18 protein-coding genes are annotated in these 18308 nt (G+C 67.6%); 9 read left to right on the top strand and 9 right to left on the bottom strand.

Annotated features, from left to right (window positions below; all coding sequences use genetic code 11):
• Nucleotides 1-6: 6 nt before the first annotated feature.
• On the bottom strand, nucleotides 7-1509 hold the full coding sequence (locus ABIC32_RS14925) for a CoA-acylating methylmalonate-semialdehyde dehydrogenase (protein ID WP_284878417.1): 1503 nt from the start codon (nucleotides 1507-1509) through the stop codon (nucleotides 7-9).
• A 117-nt stretch (nucleotides 1510-1626) separates the two neighbouring features.
• On the opposite strand from ABIC32_RS14925, the gene ABIC32_RS14920 reads away from it, so the two are divergent.
• The 3 genes from ABIC32_RS14920 to ABIC32_RS14910 all read left to right on the top strand — a co-directional run bounded on the left by ABIC32_RS14920 (nucleotide 1627) and on the right by ABIC32_RS14910 (nucleotide 3738).
• Nucleotides 1627-2502, top strand: coding sequence for a LysR family transcriptional regulator (locus ABIC32_RS14920; protein ID WP_174086341.1), 876 nt, complete (start codon nucleotides 1627-1629; stop codon nucleotides 2500-2502).
• Nucleotides 2503-2612: 110 nt separating this feature from the next.
• Nucleotides 2613-2954 carry a TonB family protein gene (locus tag ABIC32_RS14915; RefSeq protein WP_091746061.1) on the top strand — a complete coding sequence of 114 codons (342 nt, stop codon included), beginning with the start codon at nucleotides 2613-2615 and terminating at the stop codon, nucleotides 2952-2954.
• A 91-nt stretch (nucleotides 2955-3045) separates the two neighbouring features.
• On the top strand, nucleotides 3046-3738 hold the full coding sequence (locus ABIC32_RS14910) for a VIT1/CCC1 transporter family protein (protein ID WP_354074709.1): 693 nt from the start codon (nucleotides 3046-3048) through the stop codon (nucleotides 3736-3738).
• On the opposite strand, the gene ABIC32_RS14905 is transcribed toward ABIC32_RS14910, so the two are convergent.
• From ABIC32_RS14905 to ABIC32_RS14895, 3 genes are all read right to left on the bottom strand, one after another.
• A complete protein-coding gene (locus ABIC32_RS14905; RefSeq protein WP_354074708.1) occupies nucleotides 3739-6072 on the bottom strand; it encodes a TonB-dependent receptor in 2334 nt (777 codons plus the stop codon).
• A gap of 63 nt (nucleotides 6073-6135) precedes the next feature.
• Nucleotides 6136-7107, bottom strand: a complete 972-nt coding sequence (locus ABIC32_RS14900) for a FecR family protein (RefSeq protein ID WP_271042771.1) — start codon at nucleotides 7105-7107, stop codon at nucleotides 6136-6138.
• 85 nt (nucleotides 7108-7192) lie between these two features.
• Nucleotides 7193-7756, bottom strand: a complete 564-nt coding sequence (locus ABIC32_RS14895; protein ID WP_354074707.1) for an RNA polymerase sigma factor — start codon at nucleotides 7754-7756, stop codon at nucleotides 7193-7195.
• Nucleotides 7757-7877: 121 nt separating this feature from the next.
• Here ABIC32_RS14895 and ABIC32_RS14890 point away from each other — a divergent pair, with 121 nt between their 5' ends.
• The 6 genes from ABIC32_RS14890 to ABIC32_RS14865 are packed head-to-tail and all read left to right on the top strand — an operon-like array spanning nucleotide 7878 to nucleotide 12729.
• A complete protein-coding gene (locus tag ABIC32_RS14890; RefSeq protein WP_199060430.1) occupies nucleotides 7878-8564 on the top strand; it encodes a thermostable hemolysin in 687 nt (228 codons plus the stop codon).
• Nucleotides 8561-9985: an AMP-binding protein gene (locus ABIC32_RS14885; RefSeq protein ID WP_307510703.1), complete on the top strand. Its 1425-nt coding sequence runs from the start codon at nucleotides 8561-8563 to the stop codon at nucleotides 9983-9985. The genes ABIC32_RS14890 and ABIC32_RS14885 overlap by 4 nt, the downstream gene beginning before the upstream one ends.
• Before the next feature lie 8 nt (nucleotides 9986-9993).
• Nucleotides 9994-10671, top strand: a complete 678-nt coding sequence (locus ABIC32_RS14880) for an iron-containing redox enzyme family protein (RefSeq protein ID WP_307510701.1) — start codon at nucleotides 9994-9996, stop codon at nucleotides 10669-10671.
• Nucleotides 10661-11413, top strand: coding sequence for an SDR family NAD(P)-dependent oxidoreductase (locus ABIC32_RS14875; protein ID WP_354074706.1), 753 nt, complete (start codon nucleotides 10661-10663; stop codon nucleotides 11411-11413). Before ABIC32_RS14880 ends, ABIC32_RS14875 begins: the two co-directional genes overlap by 11 nt.
• Nucleotides 11414-11440: 27 nt before the next feature.
• Nucleotides 11441-12088, top strand: a complete 648-nt coding sequence (locus ABIC32_RS14870; protein WP_354074705.1) for a tetratricopeptide repeat protein — start codon at nucleotides 11441-11443, stop codon at nucleotides 12086-12088.
• An 11-nt stretch (nucleotides 12089-12099) separates the two neighbouring features.
• Nucleotides 12100-12729 (top strand): methyltransferase family protein, encoded by a 630-nt coding sequence (locus ABIC32_RS14865; RefSeq protein WP_354074704.1) that lies wholly within the window; start codon nucleotides 12100-12102, stop codon nucleotides 12727-12729.
• A 114-nt stretch (nucleotides 12730-12843) separates the two neighbouring features.
• On the opposite strand, the gene guaA is transcribed toward ABIC32_RS14865, so the two are convergent.
• From guaA to guaB, 5 genes are read right to left on the bottom strand one after another with little or no spacing between them, the layout of a single operon-like run.
• Entirely contained in the window at nucleotides 12844-14406 is a 1563-nt protein-coding gene (gene guaA, locus ABIC32_RS14860) for a glutamine-hydrolyzing GMP synthase (protein ID WP_354074703.1), read from the bottom strand.
• The gene (locus ABIC32_RS14855) at nucleotides 14403-15116 is read right to left on the bottom strand and encodes a 5'-methylthioadenosine/S-adenosylhomocysteine nucleosidase (protein WP_199060438.1); all 714 of its coding nucleotides are present in this window, start codon (nucleotides 15114-15116) and stop codon (nucleotides 14403-14405) included. The genes guaA and ABIC32_RS14855 overlap by 4 nt, the downstream gene beginning before the upstream one ends.
• A complete protein-coding gene (locus ABIC32_RS14850) occupies nucleotides 15113-16414 on the bottom strand; it encodes an RsmB/NOP family class I SAM-dependent RNA methyltransferase (protein ID WP_307510691.1) in 1302 nt (433 codons plus the stop codon). The genes ABIC32_RS14855 and ABIC32_RS14850 overlap by 4 nt, the downstream gene beginning before the upstream one ends.
• Nucleotides 16415-16423: 9 nt before the next feature.
• Complete coding sequence (locus tag ABIC32_RS14845; RefSeq protein ID WP_185224661.1) at nucleotides 16424-16819, bottom strand: MAPEG family protein; 396 nt, start codon at nucleotides 16817-16819, stop codon at nucleotides 16424-16426.
• A 6-nt stretch (nucleotides 16820-16825) separates the two neighbouring features.
• Complete coding sequence (guaB, locus tag ABIC32_RS14840) at nucleotides 16826-18283, bottom strand: IMP dehydrogenase (RefSeq protein WP_354074702.1); 1458 nt, start codon at nucleotides 18281-18283, stop codon at nucleotides 16826-16828.
• Nucleotides 18284-18308: the final 25 nt, after the last annotated feature.

The following is an 18308-nucleotide window of genomic DNA, read 5'->3' as shown; positions in this document are numbered from 1 at the left end:
ACGGCCTCAGCGCATCGTTGGGATGACGAACGAGCTGTCCGAATGCTCCAGCGCCGAGTCCGGCCAGCGGGCCGTCACGGTCTTGGTCTTGGTCCAGAAGCGGACGCCCTCCATGCCGTGCTGGTTGATGTCGCCAAAGGCCGAACGCTTCCAGCCGCCGAAGGTATGGTAGGCGACCGGCACCGGGATCGGCACATTGATCCCAACCATGCCGACATTGACCCGGGCGGCGAAATCCCGCGCCGCGCGGCCGTTCTGGGTAAAGATGGCGACGCCGTTGCCATATTGGTGGTTCGACGGCAGGGACAGCGCCTCCTCGAACGTCTCGGCGCGGACGATCTGCAGCACCGGACCGAAGATTTCCTCCTGGTAGGACGACATCTCGGGCTTCACATGGTCGAACAGCGACGGGCCGATGAAATAGCCCTTCTCGTGACCTTGCAGGCTGAAGTCGCGGCCGTCGACGACCAGTTCGGCGCCTTCCTGCACGCCCTTTTCGATCCAGCCCGCGACACGCTCGCGGTGCTGAGCCGTGACGACCGGACCATAGTGGGCGCCCGCGTCGGTCGAGACGCCGACCCGCATCGAGGGGATCTCGGCGACCATCCGCTCGCGCAGTTCGTCGGCGGTCTTCTTGCCGACCGGCACCACGACCGGCAGCGCCATGCAGCGTTCGCCCGCCGAGCCGTAGGCCGCGCCCGACAGGTCCTTGATTACCTGATCCATGTCGGCATCGGGCAGGACGATGCCGTGGTTCTTGGCGCCGCCCATCGCTTGGACGCGCTTATGGTTGGCGGCGCCCGTCTGATAGACATAGTGGGCGATGTCGGATGAGCCGACGAAGCTGACGGCGTGAACCAACGGATGGGTCAGGATGGCGTCCACCGCCGTCTTGTCGCCGTGCACCACGTTCAGCACGCCGTTCGGCGCTCCGGCTTCCAGCATCAGTTCGGCCAGACGCACCGGCACCGACGGATCGCGCTCGGACGGCTTCAGCACAAAGGTGTTGCCCACCGCAATGGCGACGCCGAACATCCACATCGGGATCATGGCCGGGAAGTTGAACGGGGTGATGCCCGCCACCACGCCCAGCGGCTGGCGCATCGAATAGACGTCGATGCCGGGGCCGGCGCCTTGGGTGTATTCACCCTTCAGCGCGTGCGGGATGCCGCAGGCGAACTCGATCACTTCCAGGCCGCGTTGAATGTCGCCCTTGGAGTCGGCGATGACCTTGCCGTGCTCGCTGGACAGCAGTTCGGCCAGTTCGTCCATCCGCGCCTCGACCAGGCGTTTGAAGTCGAACATGACGCGGGCGCGACGTTGAGGATTGGTCGAGGCCCAACCGTCAAAGGCGTTCTGCGCCGCCTGGACCGCACGATCGACCTCGCCGGTCGTCGCCAGTTGGACGCGGGCCTGCACATCCCCGGTGTTGGGATTGAACACGTCGCTGAAGCGTCCGGACGCGCCATCGAAAGCCGCACCGTCGATGAAGTGGCGAATGTCGCGCATGGCCTGGGTGTCCCTGTTGGTTCTTTTGTTGCGGCTATGGCTATCACCCCTGCGCGCCGGTCGATAATGCAAAGTTGCAGGCAGCATTCTGCGTTTTTGCAAGACAGTTAGACGACCATGTATGACTGGGACGATCTGCGCATCTTCATCGCGGCCGCGCGCGCGGGATCGCTGGGCGGCGCGGCGCAGCGGTTGGGCGTCGACGCCGCTACGGTCGGGCGTCGGGTCGCCCGGCTGGAAAGCGCGCTGAAATCCACCTTGGTTGTCCGCTCGACCACCGGGCTTCAGCTGACCGCCGCCGGCGCCCAACTGCTCGATATCGGTCTGGAGGCCGAAAGCGCGATGGAGGCCGCCGGCCGCGTGACCCAGCCCGACGCGCCCGCCGGTGTGGTGCGCGTCAGCGCGTCCGAAGGGTTTGGCGTCACGCTGATGGCCCCCGCCCTGCCCGCGCTGCGTCTGGCCCATCCGGGTCTAAGGATCGAATTGGCGGCCACCTCCGGCTTCTTGTCGCCGACGCGCCGAGAGGTCGACATGGCGATCACCTTGGCGGCGCCGCACGCCGCACGCCTGATCGTCGAGCCGCTGACGCCGTATCAGCTGGCCCTCTACGCCGCGCCCGATCACCTTCACCGCAACGGCGTTCCAAAGACTGTCGACGACCTGAGCCGCTTCGACATCGTCGGCTATATCGACGATCTGATCTATGCACCCGAGTTGCGCTATCTTGACGAGGTCCAGCCGGGGCTCGCGCCCCACGTCGCCTCGTCTTCGATCCGGGCGCAGCGGGAGATCATCGCCGCCGGGGGCGGCGTCGGCGTCCTGCCGTGCTTCCTGGCCGAGGGTCTGGTGCGAGTGCTGCCGTCGATCCTGATCGAGCGTCGCTTCTGGCTAGCCACCCACCGCGATGTCCACGACACCGCGCGTCTGCGCACCGTGCGTTCGTGGCTGAAGACCCTGTGCCAAGAACAACAGTCCAGCTTGAGGCCATTCTGACTTCGGCAGAGAAATCGAAGTGTGGTGCGCCGCACACACCCGCGCGTTTTTGAAAGTTCGGGGAACGGAGGTCTCGTTCAAATCTTAATAGAAGACGAACGAGGCCTGCCATGACACTGACTTTCAGCCTGACATTGATGACGGCCCTGTTGGGTGCCCCGACTGGACCGTTGCTCAAGGACGCGGCTCTTTACACTGCGCCTCAACCCGCCATCGAACGGGCCGTCGCGCCGAAGGCAGAGAGCACCGACCGTTTCAGCGTGCGGCTACGTTGCACCGCCCTGGCGTCGGGTCACGTCACCGATTGTGTCGTGCTGGAGGAAAGCCGTCCGGGCATGGGCTTTGGCGAAGCGGCCCTGGCCCTGATGAACGGCGCCGAGGTCACGCCGATAATGGATCGCGGCCGTCCGGTCGATGCGCCCTTCGAACGCACCATCGACTTCACGCCTTAAGGATATGGCAGAGGCCATTTACTCCTAAAGCAACCGATTCATCTCCTGCCTTTGTGGAGCGTTGCAACTCAGTTGGTACGGTAATGGACAGATGGTGGCTCACAGTGAAACCCATCGGGTCGATCGGATCGGCTGGCTCAGGGCGGCGGTGTTGGGGGCCAATGACGGGCTGGTGTCGACGGCCAGTCTGGTGGTGGGCGTCGCGGCGGCGGCGACCGGTCATGGCGGCATTCTGATCGCGGGCGTCGCCGGACTGGCGGCGGGCGCCATGTCGATGGCGGCGGGCGAATATGTCTCGGTTAGTTCGCAGTCCGACACCGAAAAGGCCGATCTGGCGCGCGAGGCGGTCGAACTGGCCGGCGATCACGAGGCCGAGACGCGCGAACTGGCCGGCATCTATGTCGGGCGAGGCGTCGCGCCGGATCTGGCGACCGAGGTGGCGCGCCAGATGATGGCGCATGACGCGCTAGGCGCCCACGCGCGCGACGAGTTGGGTATTTCGGAGATCACCACCGCGCGGCCGATCCAGGCGGCGCTGACCTCGGCGATCACCTTCTCGGCCGGAGCCGCCCTCCCTCTGGTCGTCGCCGCCGTCGCGCCATTGAGCACGCTGGCGATTTGGGTCGCGGCTTCCGCCCTGGCGGGTCTGGCCGTGCTGGGCGCCCTGGGCGCCCGCGCAGGCGGCGCGCCGATCGGGCGATCGGTTCTTCGCGTGGTTTTCTGGGGCGCGCTCGCCATGGCCATCACCGCAGGCGTCGGCCGCCTGTTCCACATCGCCGCCTGATCAGAACCGCGCGGTCAGGGCCAGGCGGGCGGTGAGCGGTCGTTGCGGCGTGCTGATGTCGCCCGAGGCGTAGAAGGGATTGCCGAAGGTGAAGGTGTCGTCGCTGCGGTTGAACAGATTGTCCGCCGACGCCCTGATCGCCCAGCGATCGATCTCGACGCCGACGCCCAGCGAACTGGTCAGATAGCCGGCCGACGCGCCGGTGGAGGTCGGCGACAGGGCGATATCGGTCGGGCCGACATAGCCCAGACGAAGCTCGGATCGCACCGTCGCATGCGCCAGATGCGCCTCATGCACGACGCCGCCCTGCACGCTGAAATCGGCGACCGCCGGCAGGCGCGTGTCGGTCCCCAGCGCGAAACCGGGATCGGGTCGGGTCAACTCGGGATCATTGACGACGGCGTGCGCGTTCAGCGTCCACGGCCCGTCGCGCCATTCGACCTCGCCCTCGATGCCGCGATTGCGGCCGTCGCCCAGATTGGCGGTGAATGGCAGGCCCCGGGCGTCGAACCGGTCCGACTGGATGTTGCGCCAATCGGCGACGAAGATCGCGCTTCGCCCGCGCAGTCGCCCTTCGAACAGGGTGAAGCGCGCGCCCGCCTCGCCGGCGACGATCTCGTCGGGCTTCACGCGTCGCGCGGGCTGCTGATCGCCATTTGGCACGGCGCCGGCGTTGAAGCCTGGCCCGCGATAGCCCTCGGTCGCCAGGGCGTAGAAGACGAAAGGACCGCGATCGTATTCGATCACCAGACGCGGGGTGATATCGACCAGCGCGTCTTCTCCAGACACCTGCGTCGGATCGCCGTCGGTTTCGCTGCGATGCTCGACCCCGATGCGGAACAGGCGCGCGCCGGCCGTGATCTTCAGGCTGTCGTTTAGCGCATAGGCGGCGTCGCCGAACAGAGCCGCCTCGTCCACATGGTCGCGCCTGCGTTGTCGATAGACCCCCGGCCCGCCTTGCCCGTCCAAGATCGCAACGGTGCGGGTGTGGGTGTATTCCGAGAAGAACAGCCCGGCGCTCCACTTCAGCCGTGCGCCGAAGTCGCCGTTCAACCGCACCTCATGCACCGCAGCCGACAGGTCGTCGGCCTGGTCCAGCGCTGCTGCGCCCGTCAGTCCGAACAGTCCGGACGCAGGCGTCGCATCGTAGCGCGCATCGAGGCCGTGCGACTGAACGCTGGACGAGGCCCGAAGCCGCGCCCAACCGAAATCTCCGTCCACCGAGGCCCAGACGCCGTCGAAATCGTTGCGGCTGGGCTCCGTCAGGCTGCGACGACGCGCATAGGGTTGGTCGGCGCCCAGGTTGGCGTACTGGCTGTCGTCGACGTCGATGGTCTGGGCCAGGAAGCCCGTCTTCAAGGTCCAGCCGGGCGTCAGACGCAGCAACGCCGCCGCCCTCAGCCCCTGCCGGTGCATACCGCCGGTATTGCTCAGTCCGAGGGCCTGATCATCGACGTAGCCCCCGACCGTCTCGTCATAGCCGACGACCCGGACCGCCAGGCGATCACGCAGGATAGGGGCGTTGATCATCAGCTCGACGGCGTCGCCCGGCGCGCCGCCGGCCGTCACCGCCCCCTCCGCCGTCACCCGCCCATAGACGCCGTCCAAGTCCGGCGCGCGGCTGACCATCTGGACGACGCCGCCCATCGAACCGGCGCCGTACAACGCCCCCTGCGGCCCGCGCAGAACCTCGACCCGTTCGATGTCGGCCAGACGCAACGCCGGGTCGGGCGCGTCATAGGTCAGGCGCACATCGTCGAGATAGAGCCCGATCAGGCTTTGCGCCTGTCCCGCAACGGGTCCGTCCGCCAGGCCGCGAATGAAGAGCTTGTCACGCCCCGGCCCCAGATTGGTGACCGTCAGGCCGGAGACGCGCGCGGCGACGCCGTCAAGGTCGCTGACCCCGGCCCGTTCCAGCGTCACCCCATCCAGCGACGACAGGCCGTAGGGGGCGCGCGACAGCAGCAGATTGTCCGTGCGTGACGCCGTCACCACGACTTCATCCAGCGTCGTCGGGGTCACGGGCGCGGGCGGTGCCGAGATCGTCCGCGCCACGGCAGGCGGCGCAGCGGCGACCCGCACGATCCTGTAGGCGCCGTCGCCGACGCGTGTCGCGACGCAGTGTGTGCCCAGCATCAATCTGGACAAGGCCGCATCGACGGAAAGTCGGCCTCTCACCCCGCGCGTGGGGCCGCACCGCTCGCTTCCGGCGGCGTCGATGCTGACGCCCGCCTGGAGACCGAAGTCGAGGACGGCGGTCCGCAACGGCTGAGGCGAAACCGACACCTGAAGCGAGGATCGCCCTTGGGCCATGCCGATCGACGGCGTGGTCACACCGCAAACGACGACCAGGGCGCAGAGGAAGGCTCGTACCAAAAGGCGACGTCCGAAGCAGGTTCAGCGCCGTTCTAGACGAACCCCTTGCGGCCCGCGAGTGGCCTTGATCGGCAGGAACCGTTCCAGCCGGCCGATCACCGCCGCTTCGTCATCAAGCACCAGCGTGCCGGAGAAGCGCAGGTTCGCCGCGTTCGGCGCCACAGAAACCGGCGTGGCGAAGGCGCGGCTGAGGTCGGCGGCGATCTCTCGCAGAGGCCGATCGTCATAGGCCCGTCGCCCTTGGGTCCAGGCGGCCGCGGTGCGGACATCGACCGGGGCCAAGGTCATCCGGTCGTCGGCGTCGTCGCGCTGCACCGACTGACCGACCGTCAGACGCACCCGCCGCGCGGGCTGTTTCAGGTCGCTGACCTCGACGACGCCCCGCAGCACCGCCACCTGGGTGTCATCGGCGGATCGGCGGATGTTGAAGGCCGTGCCGACCACGCGCACCTGGCTTTCGCCGACATTGATCAGGAAGGGTCGGCCGGCGTCATGCGCGACGTCGAAGGTCGCCTCGGCCTGATCCATATGCACCAGACGCCGTCCCCGCTCCATCTTCACCGACAGTGTCGAGCCGCCGTTGATCTGAAGCCGTGATCCGTCGTCCAGCGTCACCGTCCGCGTTTCGCCGGGTGCGGTGCTGTAGACCACGGTCGGCTCGGTTTGCAGCAGTGGACCCAGGAAGATCGCCGCGGCGACGGCCGCAGCCATCGCCGGGGCCGCCACCATCCATCGCCGCCCCAAGCCCTTGCGCCGCTCGCGGTGCGCCGACAGGTCGATGACCGGCCCCGGCTGAACGTCGGACAGGTCGTCCGAAGCGGTCCACAGCCCCTCGGCCTCGTCGAAGGCGCGCCGATGAGCCGGGTCTTGATCGAGCCAGGCCGTGGCCGCGTCGATGTCCACGATCGTCACGTCATCGGCGCGCAGACGCACGACCCAGGCGGCGGCCTGGGCGGCGATCTCCTCGTCCTTGATGACGTCGTCCTGGGTCATGATCCGGTCCGGGCCCGAGCGGGCTTTGGGGGAGAGACGACGCGGTCGCGCCGCATCCTCAATGAAAAATGGCGAAATCCGGTCGTCATGGCCAACCGACCCGCAGCAGCAGTTCCTTCAGCGAGGCGGAAACGTATTTTTCGACCGCGCTGCGCGAGACGCCCATCCGTTCGGCGACCTCGGCCTGGCTGAGCCCGGCCATCTTGTGCAGACGGAAGGCCTCGGCGGCCTTGGGCGGCATCCGGTCGATCGCGGCGACCACCTTTTCCAGCTTCAGCCGCGCCCAGACGGCATCCTCGGCCGACGGCGCATCCTGAGCTTCGGCCACGTCATCGATAGCGGAAGCGCGCCGCCATTCCAGATCGCGCGCGCCCGCACGACGCTGCGCCTTGGACGCATCCAGGGCCAGATTGGCGGCGATGCGATAGAGGAAGGCCTGCGGGTGGCGAACCTCGGCGGCGGCCTCCTCGGTCATGGATTGCAGCCGCACCCAGACATCCTGCGCCAGATCTTCGGCCGCAGCCGACGATCCCGTGCGCGCCGTCAGAAAGCGCACCAGGGCCGGGCGGCTGTCCAGCCACGCGTCCGCCAGGGCTTGCCGCGCCGGTCGGCTCGGGTCGTGCTGAGGGGGACCGGGAGAGGCGTTCACCACCCCATCGTGGGTTGCTGCGCCCTTTGCGGCAACCGCGATTGCGACGGCGAAAGATTTTTTTGTGGGGGTCGCCGCACCGCGTCGTCTCTGGCCCGAAGTCCCCAGGTCCGAGGCCCGCATGTTTCCACTCCGCCTGCCCGACGACGCCGATCCGGTTCGGCCGCGCGCCCGCCGCACGCTGTCGTCGCGCATCATTCGGTTCGACGATCCGTGCCGAGGCGAACGTCGCCGCGTGGAGCAGTTCATCGAGGCGGCCTATGCCGAAGCCTATGGCGGCCAGATCCAGGCCCATTTCCCGACTCTGATGAGTGTTCAGGACGAGGCGGGCGTCATCTACGCCGCCGTCGGCTTCCGACACGCCGCCGAGGCGCCTCTGTATCTGGAGCAGTATCTGGACGGCTCCGTCGAGACTGTGCTGAGCCAGGCCATCGGCGCCGTCATCGACCGCGCGCAGGTGGTCGAGATCGGCAGCCTGGCCTCCAGCGGACAGGGCGCGACCGTCTTCCTGTTCGCCGCCATGGCCCATCATCTGCAGTCCGAAGGTCTGAGGTTCGCCGTCGCCACCGCGACCGACGAACTGCGCCGCATCTTCCACAAAGCCGGCCTGGGCGCGCTCCAGCTCGCGCGCGCCGATCCGCGCCGCCTGGACGACGGCGGCGGCAGCTGGGGCGCCTACTATCAGACCGATCCGGTGGTGCTGGCCGGCTCGATCGACGCGGCGACCGCGCCGCTGGATCACTTCTCCGAAACGGCGCCGGTCGGACGGGCCGTCCGCACCCGCCTGCACTACGAGGATCGCTCATGAGCGCCGTTCTGGACGCCCTGTCGCGTCGCGCCCGCACCACGCCCGATGATGTAGTGATCCAATGGGCCGAAGGTTCGCTGACCGCGGCCGAACTTCTGGCGCAGGTCGGGCAACTGGCGGCCGTCCTGGCCGACGACCGGTCTCCCGTCGGGGTCCTGCTCGATAATGGGCCGGCCTGGGTCGTCGTCGATCTGGCGTTGATCCTCGCCCAGCGGCCGAGCGTGCCGATCCCGCCCTTCTTCACGACCGCACAACGCGATCACGCCCTGGCCGATGCCGGCGCGGGGCTGCTGATCGTGCCGGGCGCACCGGGCGAAATGACGGCGGGCGGCGCGCCCATCCGGCTGACGCCGACAGGGCTGCCGGTGCGCGATCTGCATCCCGGCACGGCCAAGATCACCTACACCTCCGGCTCGACCGGCGCGCCCAAGGGCGTCTGCCTATCGCAGGATCAGATGGAGGCGGTCGCCGCCTCTCTGGTTCAGGTCCTGGGCCGGGATCGCGCCGGGCTGCATCTGCCGGTGCTGCCGCTGGCGGTGCTGCTGGAGAATGTCGCCGGCCTCTATGCGACGCTTCTGGCCGGCGGCCGCTATCACGCCGCCAGCCTAGCCGAGGCCGGGATGGGCCAGGCCTTCCGCCCCGACTTTGCGCGCCTGCTGACCACCGTTGTCCAGACCGGCGCCACGACCCTGATCCTGGTTCCCGAACTGCTGCGCGGCCTGATCGCCGCCCAGGGCGCGATGCGGCTGGATCATCGGCTGGAGATGATCGCGGTCGGCGGCGCACGCGTCTCCCCGGTCCTGCTGGAGGCCGCCGCCAACGCCGGCCTGCCCGTGGTCGAGGGCTATGGCCTCAGTGAATGCGCCTCGGTCGTGGCGCTCAACAGTCCGGACGACGCCCGCCCCGGCACGGTCGGCCGGCCCCTGCCTCACCTTGAAGTCCATCTGGCCGACGACGGCGAAATCCTGGTCTCGCCCCATCCCTTCCTTGGCTACGTCGGCCAGGCGCCCGCGCCGGAGCGTCTGCACACAGGCGATATCGGCCGCTTCGACGCCGACGGACGGCTCAGCATCGAAGGCCGCAAGGCCAACACCCTGATCACCGCCTTCGGGCGCAACGTCGCGCCTGAATGGGTCGAGAGCGAGCTTCTGGCCGAGCCCCAGATCCTTCAGGCCATGGCGATGGGCGAGGGGCAGGCGGCGTTGTCGGCCCTGATCGTGGCGATGCCCGGCGCCGAACCGGCCCAGATCGAGGCCGCCGTCGCGCGCGCCAACGCCCGCCTGCCCGACTACGCCCGCATCGGCGACTGGCGTCTGGTGCCGCCCTTCGATCCCGCCGCCGGTCAGGTCACGGCCAACGGTCGTCCCCGTCGCGAGACCCTGCTGCGCACCTACGCCCCCTCCCCCTCGCAAGCCGCCTGAGAGTTCGCATGTCATTTTTTGAAACCCTGGTCGCCGCGACCGCAACCGAGCGGGCCGCCTTCGCCGCCATCCCCCAGATCAGGGACGGTCTGGCCGGCCGCATCAGCCGCGAAACCTACGTCGCCTATCTGGCCCAGGCCTATCACCACGTCCGCCACACCGTGCCGTTGATGCAGGCCGCCCGGTCGCGGCTGGACAATGACCACGCCGTCTTCAAGGCCGCGCTCGACGACTATATCGCCGAGGAAACCGGCCATGAGCAGTGGATCCTTAACGACATCCGCGCCGCCGGCGGCGACCCCGATCAGACCGTGCAGGACGGCCCGAACGTCGCGACCGAACTGATGGTGGCCTATGCCTATGATACCATCCAGCGCGTCAATCCGATGGCCTTCTTCGGCATGGTCTATGTGCTGGAAGGCACCAGCATCCAACTGGCCAGCGTCGGCGCCGAGGCCGTGCAGCAAAGCCTGGGCCTGCCGCCCGCCGCCTTCACCTATCTGATTTCCCACGGGGCTCTGGATCAGGATCATATCCTGTTCCTCAAGCAACTGCTGGACGGGGTGTCGGACGCCGACGACCGCGCCGCCATCGTCCACATGGCCAAGGTGATGTTCGGCCTGTTCGGCGGGGTCTTCGCCTCCATCCCCCACATCGCAGCGCGGGAGACGGTCGATGCAGTTTGAGGATCGCAACATCCTGGTCACCGGCGGCTCCGGCGCCTTGGGGCGCCGTGTGGTCGAGCGGATTGAGAGCGAGGGCGGTCGGGTCACGATCGTCGCCCGTGCGCCGGTGACGGGCCATCACACCCTGGTGGGCGATCTATCGACCCCGCAGGGCCTCGACCGGGTCGCTGAACAGGCCGGCGGCCGCGCCTGGGACATTCTGATCAATATCGCTGGCATCCAGCATTTCGGCCCGCTGGAACAGCAGACGCCCGAGCACCTGCTCGCGACCTATATGGTCAATCTGGTCGCGCCGGCGCGTCTGGCCCAAGCCGTCCTGCCCGGCATGAAGGCGCGCAAACACGGCCAGATCGCCTACGTCGGCTCCATTTTCGGCTCGATCAACTTCGCGCACTTCGCCAGCTATTCCAGCGCCAAGGCCGGGATGCGGGCGCTCAGCCAATCGCTGCGCCGCGAACTGGCCGGCACGGGGGTCGGTGTCACCTATGTCGCGCCCCGCGCGGTCGCAACGCCGTTCAACTCCGCCAAGGTCGACGAGTATGCGCGCCTGACCGGCATGGCTGTCGACGATCCCGACCCGATCGCCGACCGCATCGTCGCCGCCATCCGCAACGATCGCCGCGACGTCTATCTCGGCTTCCCCGAAAGCCTGTTCGTCCGCCTTAACGCCCTGGCGCCCGGCCTGATCGACGGCGCCCTGAAATCAAACGACCTGAAGGCCCGCGCCCTGTTCGCCGGCTGAACCACAGAACAAAAGGAGAGACACGCCATGAAGACCGCCCTGTTCGCCCTGGCCCTGATGGCCGCCCCCCTGACGGTCGCCTCCGTCGCCCACGCCGACGCCTGCGACGACCGCGCGCGCGGTCTCCAGCAGTCGTGGGACCATGTGAATTTCGAGGTCCCGCAAGGCGTTAGAATGGCGGAAATGGCGCGGCTGAACACCCAGGCCGACGCCGTCGTAACCCAATGCCCCAACCGCGCCGAACCTCTGGTCTGGGACGCCATCATCACCGCTTCGGAAGCGGGATTGAAGGGCGGCATCGGCGCGCTGGGTCTGGTGCGTGAGGCGCGCACCGAACTGGAACAGGCCGAGCGGATCAATCCGCGCGCGCTGAACGGCTCGATCTATGTCAGCCTCGGTTCGCTCTACGCCCAGGTCCCGGGCGCCCCGATCGGTTTCGGCAACCGCCAGCGCGCCCGCGACTACCTCCAGCGCGGTCTGGCCATGGCGCCCAACGACGTCGACGCCAACTTCTTCATGGGCGATCTGCTGGTGCGCGAACACGACTGGAATGGCGCCGCCCGTTATCTGCAAAAGGCCATCGACGCCCCTGCCCGCCCAGGCCGCGCCGTCGCCGACCGTGGTCGCAAGGCCGAGGCCCGCGCCCTGCTCGTCCGCGCCCAGCAGCATCACTGAACAGATCCATCATGAGCCCTGTTCCCCCCGCCCTGTCGCTCGACGTCGTTCAACGCCGTCGCAAATGGTTCGCCGGCCTGGTTCTGCTAGCCCTCATCGTCCTGACCGCCAGCGTTCGCTCGGTCGCCGCCCTCGACGGCGAATGGCATGAAGGCGTCGAGGGCTTGGGCCTGGCCGCGATCATCGTCGCCATCGTCGGCCGCGCCTGGTGCTCGCTCTATATCGGCGGACGCAAGAAGGCCGAGATCGTTGATCGCGGCCCCTATTCCATGACGCGCAACCCGCTCTATGTCTTCAGCTTCATCGGCGCCTTCGGCGTCGGCGCCCAGACCGGCAGCGTGACCATCGGCGCGATCTTCGCCGTGGCGACCTTCCTGGTCTTTCTGCGCACGGTCGGTCGCGAAGAGGCTTGGCTGGCCGAACATTTCGGCGCGCCCTATGCCGCCTACTGCGCCCGCACGCCGCGCTTCCTGCCCAATCCCGCCCGCTGGCGCGACGCCGAGGAACTGACCATCCGTCCCGCCTTCTTCGTCCGCACCCTGCGCGACGGCCTGGTCTTCCTCGCCGCCATCCCCGTTATGGAAGGCATCGAGCACCTGCAGTCATCAGGGTTGATCGGTTTTCCGGTCAGTCTGTTCTGACGGCCTGCCCGATCAACAAATCGGGCGAGCGCTGCCACAGTTAAATAGCGAAACTCAAAACCGATCATCGAACAGCCCCGCCTAGGCAGCCAAGGCAGAGGTCTTCAAGAATGCTTATTCCCACTCGATCGTCCCGGGCGGCTTCGATGTCACGTCGTAGACGACGCGGTTGACGCCGCGGACCTCGTTGATGATGCGGGTGGCGGTCTTGGAGAGGACGTCCCAGGGGAACTGGTAGAAGTCGGCGGTCATGCCATCGGTGGAGGAGACGGCGCGCAGGGCCAGGACCTTTTCATAGGTGCGGGCGTCGCCCATGACGCCGACGGTCTTGACCGGCAGCAGGACGGCGAAGGCCTGCCAGATCTTGTCGTAGAGACCCGCCTTGCGGATCTCGTCCAGATAGATGGCGTCGGCTTGTTGCAGGGTCTCGACGGCGTCCGGCGTAATCTCGCCGGGGATGCGGATGGCCAGGCCCGGTCCGGGGAACGGGTGGCGCCCGACGAAGGCGTCGCTGAGCCCCAGTTCGCGGCCCAGCGCCCGGACCTCGTCCTTGAACAGCTCGCGCAGAGGCTCGACCAGTTTCAACTTCATATAGTCGGGCAGGCCGCCGACATTGTGATGGCTCTTGATGACATGGGCCTTGCCGCTGGACGAGGAGACGCTCTCGATCACGTCCGGATAGAGGGTGCCCTGGGCCAGGAATTCGGCGCCCTCGATCTTGGCGGATTCGCGATCGAACACCTCGATGAACAGACGGCCGATGGTCTTGCGCTTGGTTTCGGGGTCGGAAATCCCGGCCAGTTCGCCCAGGAATTCCTTCGATGCATCAACGTGCACCAGAGGGATATTGTAGTGCTCGCGGAACAGGGTCGTGACCTGTTTCGCTTCGTCCTTCCTCAACAGGCCGGTATCGACGAAGACGCAGGTCAGCTGATCCCCGATAGCCTCATGGATCAGAACGGCGGCGACCGAGGAGTCGACGCCGCCGGACAGGCCGCAGATCACCTTGGCGTCACCGACCTGTTCGCGGATCTGGGCGATCTTCTCGTCGCGATAAGCGGCCATGGTCCAGTCGCCCTTCAAGCCCGCGATCCCGTGGGTGAAGTTCTTCAGCATCTGATGGCCGCGCGGGGTGTGCATCACCTCGGGGTGGAACTGCACACCGTAGAAGCGACGGGCCTCGTCGGCGATCACCGCATAGGGTGACCCCTCGGACGAGGCAACCACGTCAAAGCCTTGGGGGATGGCCACGATCTTGTCGCCGTGGCTCATCCAGACCTCTTCGTTCTCGCCGACAGGGGCCAGGTCGGCCAGCAGGGGCGACGTCTTCTGAACCGTGATCTCGGCGCGGCCGAACTCGCGCGTGTGGCCGCCCTCGACCTTGCCGCCCAGCTGCTCGCACATCGTCATCTCGCCGTAACAGATGCCCAGCACCGGCACGCCGGCCTCGAACACGCCCTGCGGCGCGCGGGGACTGCCCTCTTCATGCACACTCTCCGGACCGCCCGACAGGATGATGGCCGCCGGGTTCATGGCCGTCAGAGCGCCTTCCGCCTTCTGGAACGGATGGATCTCGCAATAGACGCTGGCCTCGCGAAGGCGGCGCGCGATCAGCTGCGTCACCTGGCTTCCGAAGTCGACGATGAGGACCTTTTGGTGGTCTTGCGGCGTGGTCATGGCGTGATGGAATCCGGGGCAGGAAGTTGGGCGGGGTCTTGGCCGGGCGGGGCCGATATTTCAAGGGCGGGAAGCTCAAGAGCGGCGGGTCCGTCGGCCTCCAGCACGGCGATCAAGCGATCCAGGGCGGCGGCCAGGTTCTCGTCCACATGATGCAGGGTCGAGGTCCAGTCCTCCAAAGCCTTTAACTCGGCGCGACCGTCCGACACGCCGCGTAAGGCGATCAGAGGCACACCGAAGGTCTGGGCGGCGCGGACCAGGGCCCAGGTCTCCATGTCCACCATCTCGGCGTCGATGGCGTCATAGGCGGCTCCGGACACGACGTTCGCTCCGGTCGACAGGGTCGCCGTCGGCACACCGGGGATCGGGCACGGCAAAGGCAGGACGGCGGGCTGGTCCAGCAAGGGGGTCACGCCCTTCGGAAAACCAAGCGGGCTGGCGTCCATGTCGCGATAGGCGACAGACGAGGCCTGATAGACCGCCGCATGATCCAGCACCTGCGATCCGCACGAGCCCAGCGATACGATCAGATCCGGCCGATCGCCCGCCGCCTCCAGCCGCGCCAGGGCTGCGCTCAGGCTCACAGCGGCCTCGACCGGACCGACGCCGGTCATCAGCGGCGCGATCCGGGCCTGAAGGTGCGGGCCGTATTCAGCAGGCGCGGCCATGACATAGAGCAGCGAGACCTCGCCATGCCGCGCCAGCTTCATGCCGCGCGCTCGTAGACGGCGGCGAAGAAGCCGTCGGTGTCGGCCGACGCCGGCGACAGGCGCAGGCGCGCCCCGGACGCCAGCTCGGCGAACTTCGCCTGCGCCGCCTGGCTCAGTTGCGGCGCCGACAGGACATCGGCGACGGCGACGGGGCGGAAGTCCGGATTGGCGGCCTCGAAGGCGTCCACGCTGGCCTCGTTTTCGCGCGCCAGCATCGAACAGGTGACATAGACCAGACGGCCGCCCGGCTTCACCAGCTTGGTCGCCTGGCTCAAAATACGCACCTGAAGGCCGTGCAGCTTTTCGACCTCTTCGGCGGTCAGACGCCAAGCGTCCTCGGGACGACGACGCCAGGTGCCGGACCCCGAACAGGGCGCATCGACGAAGACCAGATCGGCCTGGCCGTTCAGGTCTTCCAGGCCGCCGCCGTTCTGACCGATCAGGACCAGCTCCGCCTCGACGCCCGCGCGCTGCAGGCGAGGACGAATGTTCTCCAGCCGCTTGTTGACGACGTCCGAGGCGACCAGCTTACCCTGCCCCTTCATCGCCTGGGCCAGACCCAGCGTTTTGCCGCCGCCGCCGGCGCAGTAATCCACCACCGTCATGCCGGGTGCGGCGCCCGCCAGCCAGCAAACGACTTGGCTGCCTTCGTCCTGGATTTCGAACCGGCCGGCCTTGAAGCCTTCCAGCGCCTGGATGTTGGGCGGCGGTTCCGACGGCATGCGCAGGCCGACGGCCGACCAGGGCGTCCGCGAAACATCAAGACCGGCAACTTTCAGTTCGGCCTCGACCTCATCGACCGTGGCGGCTGTATCATTGACGCGCAGGTCGATCGGCGCGCGCGGCGCCATCAGGGCGTGGGCTTCCTCGGCCCAACGATCGCCGAAGGTCGCCTTGAAATCCTCGACCACGAACTCAGGCAGGCCGGCGGCGACCCAGCCCGGCAGTTCGCCCTGCCCCGCCGTGATGCGGCTGCGCTCCTGTTTCGACAGCGGGCGCGGACCATAGCCGTCGCCCGAATGCAGGGCCTCGATCTCTTCCAACGAAAGCCCGTCGATGGCGTGCAGCGAACCGATGACCAGGGCCCGACCGTCTTCCCGCCCGCCCATGATCCACGACAGGCGGCCGCGCGCGCGCAGCACCTTATAGACCCGGTCGGCGATGGCGCGCCGGTCCTTGGACCCGGCGTAGCGGTTGGCCGTGCCCCAAGCCTTCATGACGGCCTCGGCCGGTTGGCGGCCCTGGGCGATGGAGTCCAGGACGGAGGCGGCGGCGGCGAGGCGAGCGGCTGGGGTCAATTCAGGCTTTCAAACGAAGAACAGGGACGCCAGGACCATGACCAGTCCCGCAAGCGAGACCACCCAGACCAGCGACCGGATATAGGGAACGCCGAAGGCGTAGAGCGGCACATAGACCACCCGCCCCCAGAAATAGAGCGCCGCGCCCCACACCGTCAGGGCGCTGGACGCGCCGATGACATGGGCGATCAGCACCGCGCCGATGAACAGCGGCAGGGTTTCGTACAGATTGGCCTGGGCGCGTTCGAGACGGCCGGTCAGCGGCTTCTTCGCCTCCGGCGTCTCGTCGCGCGGACCCGCATTCCATTTCGAGCCGAACTCGGCCGTCCGCGCCCCGGCGGGCAGGAAGATCTGAACCAAGGCCAGGATCAGCGTCAGCGCCAGATAGGTGAGTTCGGTCGTCATGGTCGCCTACCCCTGCCGATAGTTGGGCGCTTCACGCGTGATCATCACGTCGTGGACGTGGCTTTCACGCAGACCCGCGCCGGTGATGCGCACGAAGCGGGCGCGTTCCTGGAACTCCGGGATCGTGCCGGCGCCGACATAGCCCATGGAGGCGCGAAGCCCGCCGACCATCTGGTGCAGGACCGGGCTGATCGGCCCCTTGTACGGCGTCTGGCCCTCGATGCCCTCGGGCACCAGCTTCTCGGACGAGACTTCCTTTTGGAAATACCGATCCGCCGAGCCGCGCGCCATGGCCCCGACCGAGCCCATGCCGCGATACGACTTGTAGCTGCGGCCCTGGTACAGGAAGACCTCGCCGGGGCTTTCGTCGGTGCCGGCGAACATCGAACCCATCATGGCCACGTTGGCGCCCGCCGCGATGGCCTTGGCCAGGTCGCCCGAATATTTGATGCCGCCGTCGGCGATGACCGAGGCGCCCGTGCCCTTGGCCGCCCGCGCGGAGTCCATCACCGCCGTCAGCTGCGGCACGCCAACGCCGGCGACGATGCGCGTGGTGCAGATAGAGCCGGGACCGATGCCCACCTTCACCGCATCCGCGCCTGCGTCGATCAGGGCCCGCGTCGCATCATAGGTGGCGACATTGCCGGCGATGATCTGCAGACGGTTGTTCTCGCGCTTGATCCGCTCGACCACCTGGGCGACCGAGGCCGAGTGACCGTGCGCGGTGTCGATCACCACCACGTCGCAACCCGCTTCGGCCAGCGCCATCGCGCGTTCGTATCCGGCGTCGCCGACGGTGGAGGCTGCGCCGACCAGCAGGCGGCCCTGCTCGTCCTTGGCGGCGTTGGGGAAGGCCTGGGCCTTCTCGATGTCCTTCATGGTGATCAGGCCGACGGCCCGATAATCCTCGTCCACCACGATGACGCGTTCGATCTTGCGGGTCTTCAGCAACTCACGCGCCTCGTCGCGGCTGGCGCCTTCGCGCACCGTGATCAGGTCGCCCGTGGTCATCAGCGCGGCGGCGGTGACGTTCAGGTCGCTCTCGAAGCGCATGTCGCGGTGGGTCAGCATGCCGACCAGCCTGCCCGTCGCCGGGTCCACGACGGGGAAGCCGGTGATCTTCTTGCGCGCCACGATCTCGCGCACTTCGCCCAGAGTCGTCTGCGGGCCGACCGTCACCGGATTGACCACCATCCCGCTCTCATAGCGTTTGACGGCGCGGACCTCGTCGGCCTGCTCCTCGATGGTCATATTGCGGTGCAGAACGCCCAGACCGCCGGACTGGGCCATGGCGATCGCCAGGCGGCTTTCCGTCACCGTGTCCATGGCGGACGACAGCAGCGGGATGTTCAGTTTGATGTCGCGCGTCAGCTGGGTCGAGACATCGACCATCGCCGGCATGAACTCGGATGCGCCGGGTTCCAGCAAAACATCGTCGAAGGTCAGTCCTTCGCGTATCTCCATAGGGAGTCTCCGTTTTGCGGGCCGC

Source organism: Brevundimonas sp. 1080 (assembly GCF_040545985.1).
In the GTDB taxonomy this organism is placed as follows: Bacteria; Pseudomonadota; Alphaproteobacteria; order Caulobacterales; family Caulobacteraceae; genus Brevundimonas.
The sequence above is the reverse complement of the archived record's forward strand: the minus strand, read 5'-3'. Positions and strand labels throughout refer to the sequence as shown.

Excerpts from the sequence above, each read along its gene's own strand:
- guaA (WP_354074703.1), bottom strand. The coding sequence starts at position 14,406 with ATGACCACGCCGCAAGACCACCAAAAGGTCCTCATCGTCGACTTCGGA.
- ABIC32_RS14900 (WP_271042771.1), bottom strand. The coding sequence starts at position 7,107 with ATGACCCAGGACGACGTCATCAAGGACGAGGAGATCGCCGCCCAGGCC.
- ABIC32_RS14870 (WP_354074705.1), top strand. The coding sequence starts at position 11,441 with ATGAAGACCGCCCTGTTCGCCCTGGCCCTGATGGCCGCCCCCCTGACG.
- ABIC32_RS14925 (WP_284878417.1), bottom strand. The coding sequence starts at position 1,509 with ATGCGCGACATTCGCCACTTCATCGACGGTGCGGCTTTCGATGGCGCG.
- ABIC32_RS14875 (WP_354074706.1), top strand. The coding sequence starts at position 10,661 with ATGCAGTTTGAGGATCGCAACATCCTGGTCACCGGCGGCTCCGGCGCC.
- ABIC32_RS14880 (WP_307510701.1), top strand. The coding sequence starts at position 9,994 with ATGTCATTTTTTGAAACCCTGGTCGCCGCGACCGCAACCGAGCGGGCC.
- ABIC32_RS14890 (WP_199060430.1), top strand. The coding sequence starts at position 7,878 with ATGTTTCCACTCCGCCTGCCCGACGACGCCGATCCGGTTCGGCCGCGC.
- ABIC32_RS14915 (WP_091746061.1), top strand. The coding sequence starts at position 2,613 with ATGACACTGACTTTCAGCCTGACATTGATGACGGCCCTGTTGGGTGCC.
- ABIC32_RS14910 (WP_354074709.1), top strand. The coding sequence starts at position 3,046 with ATGGTGGCTCACAGTGAAACCCATCGGGTCGATCGGATCGGCTGGCTC.
- ABIC32_RS14855 (WP_199060438.1), bottom strand. The coding sequence starts at position 15,116 with ATGAAGCTGGCGCGGCATGGCGAGGTCTCGCTGCTCTATGTCATGGCC.
- guaB (WP_354074702.1), bottom strand. The coding sequence starts at position 18,283 with ATGGAGATACGCGAAGGACTGACCTTCGACGATGTTTTGCTGGAACCC.
- ABIC32_RS14920 (WP_174086341.1), top strand. The coding sequence starts at position 1,627 with ATGTATGACTGGGACGATCTGCGCATCTTCATCGCGGCCGCGCGCGCG.
- ABIC32_RS14885 (WP_307510703.1), top strand. The coding sequence starts at position 8,561 with ATGAGCGCCGTTCTGGACGCCCTGTCGCGTCGCGCCCGCACCACGCCC.
- ABIC32_RS14865 (WP_354074704.1), top strand. The coding sequence starts at position 12,100 with ATGAGCCCTGTTCCCCCCGCCCTGTCGCTCGACGTCGTTCAACGCCGT.
- ABIC32_RS14845 (WP_185224661.1), bottom strand. The coding sequence starts at position 16,819 with ATGACGACCGAACTCACCTATCTGGCGCTGACGCTGATCCTGGCCTTG.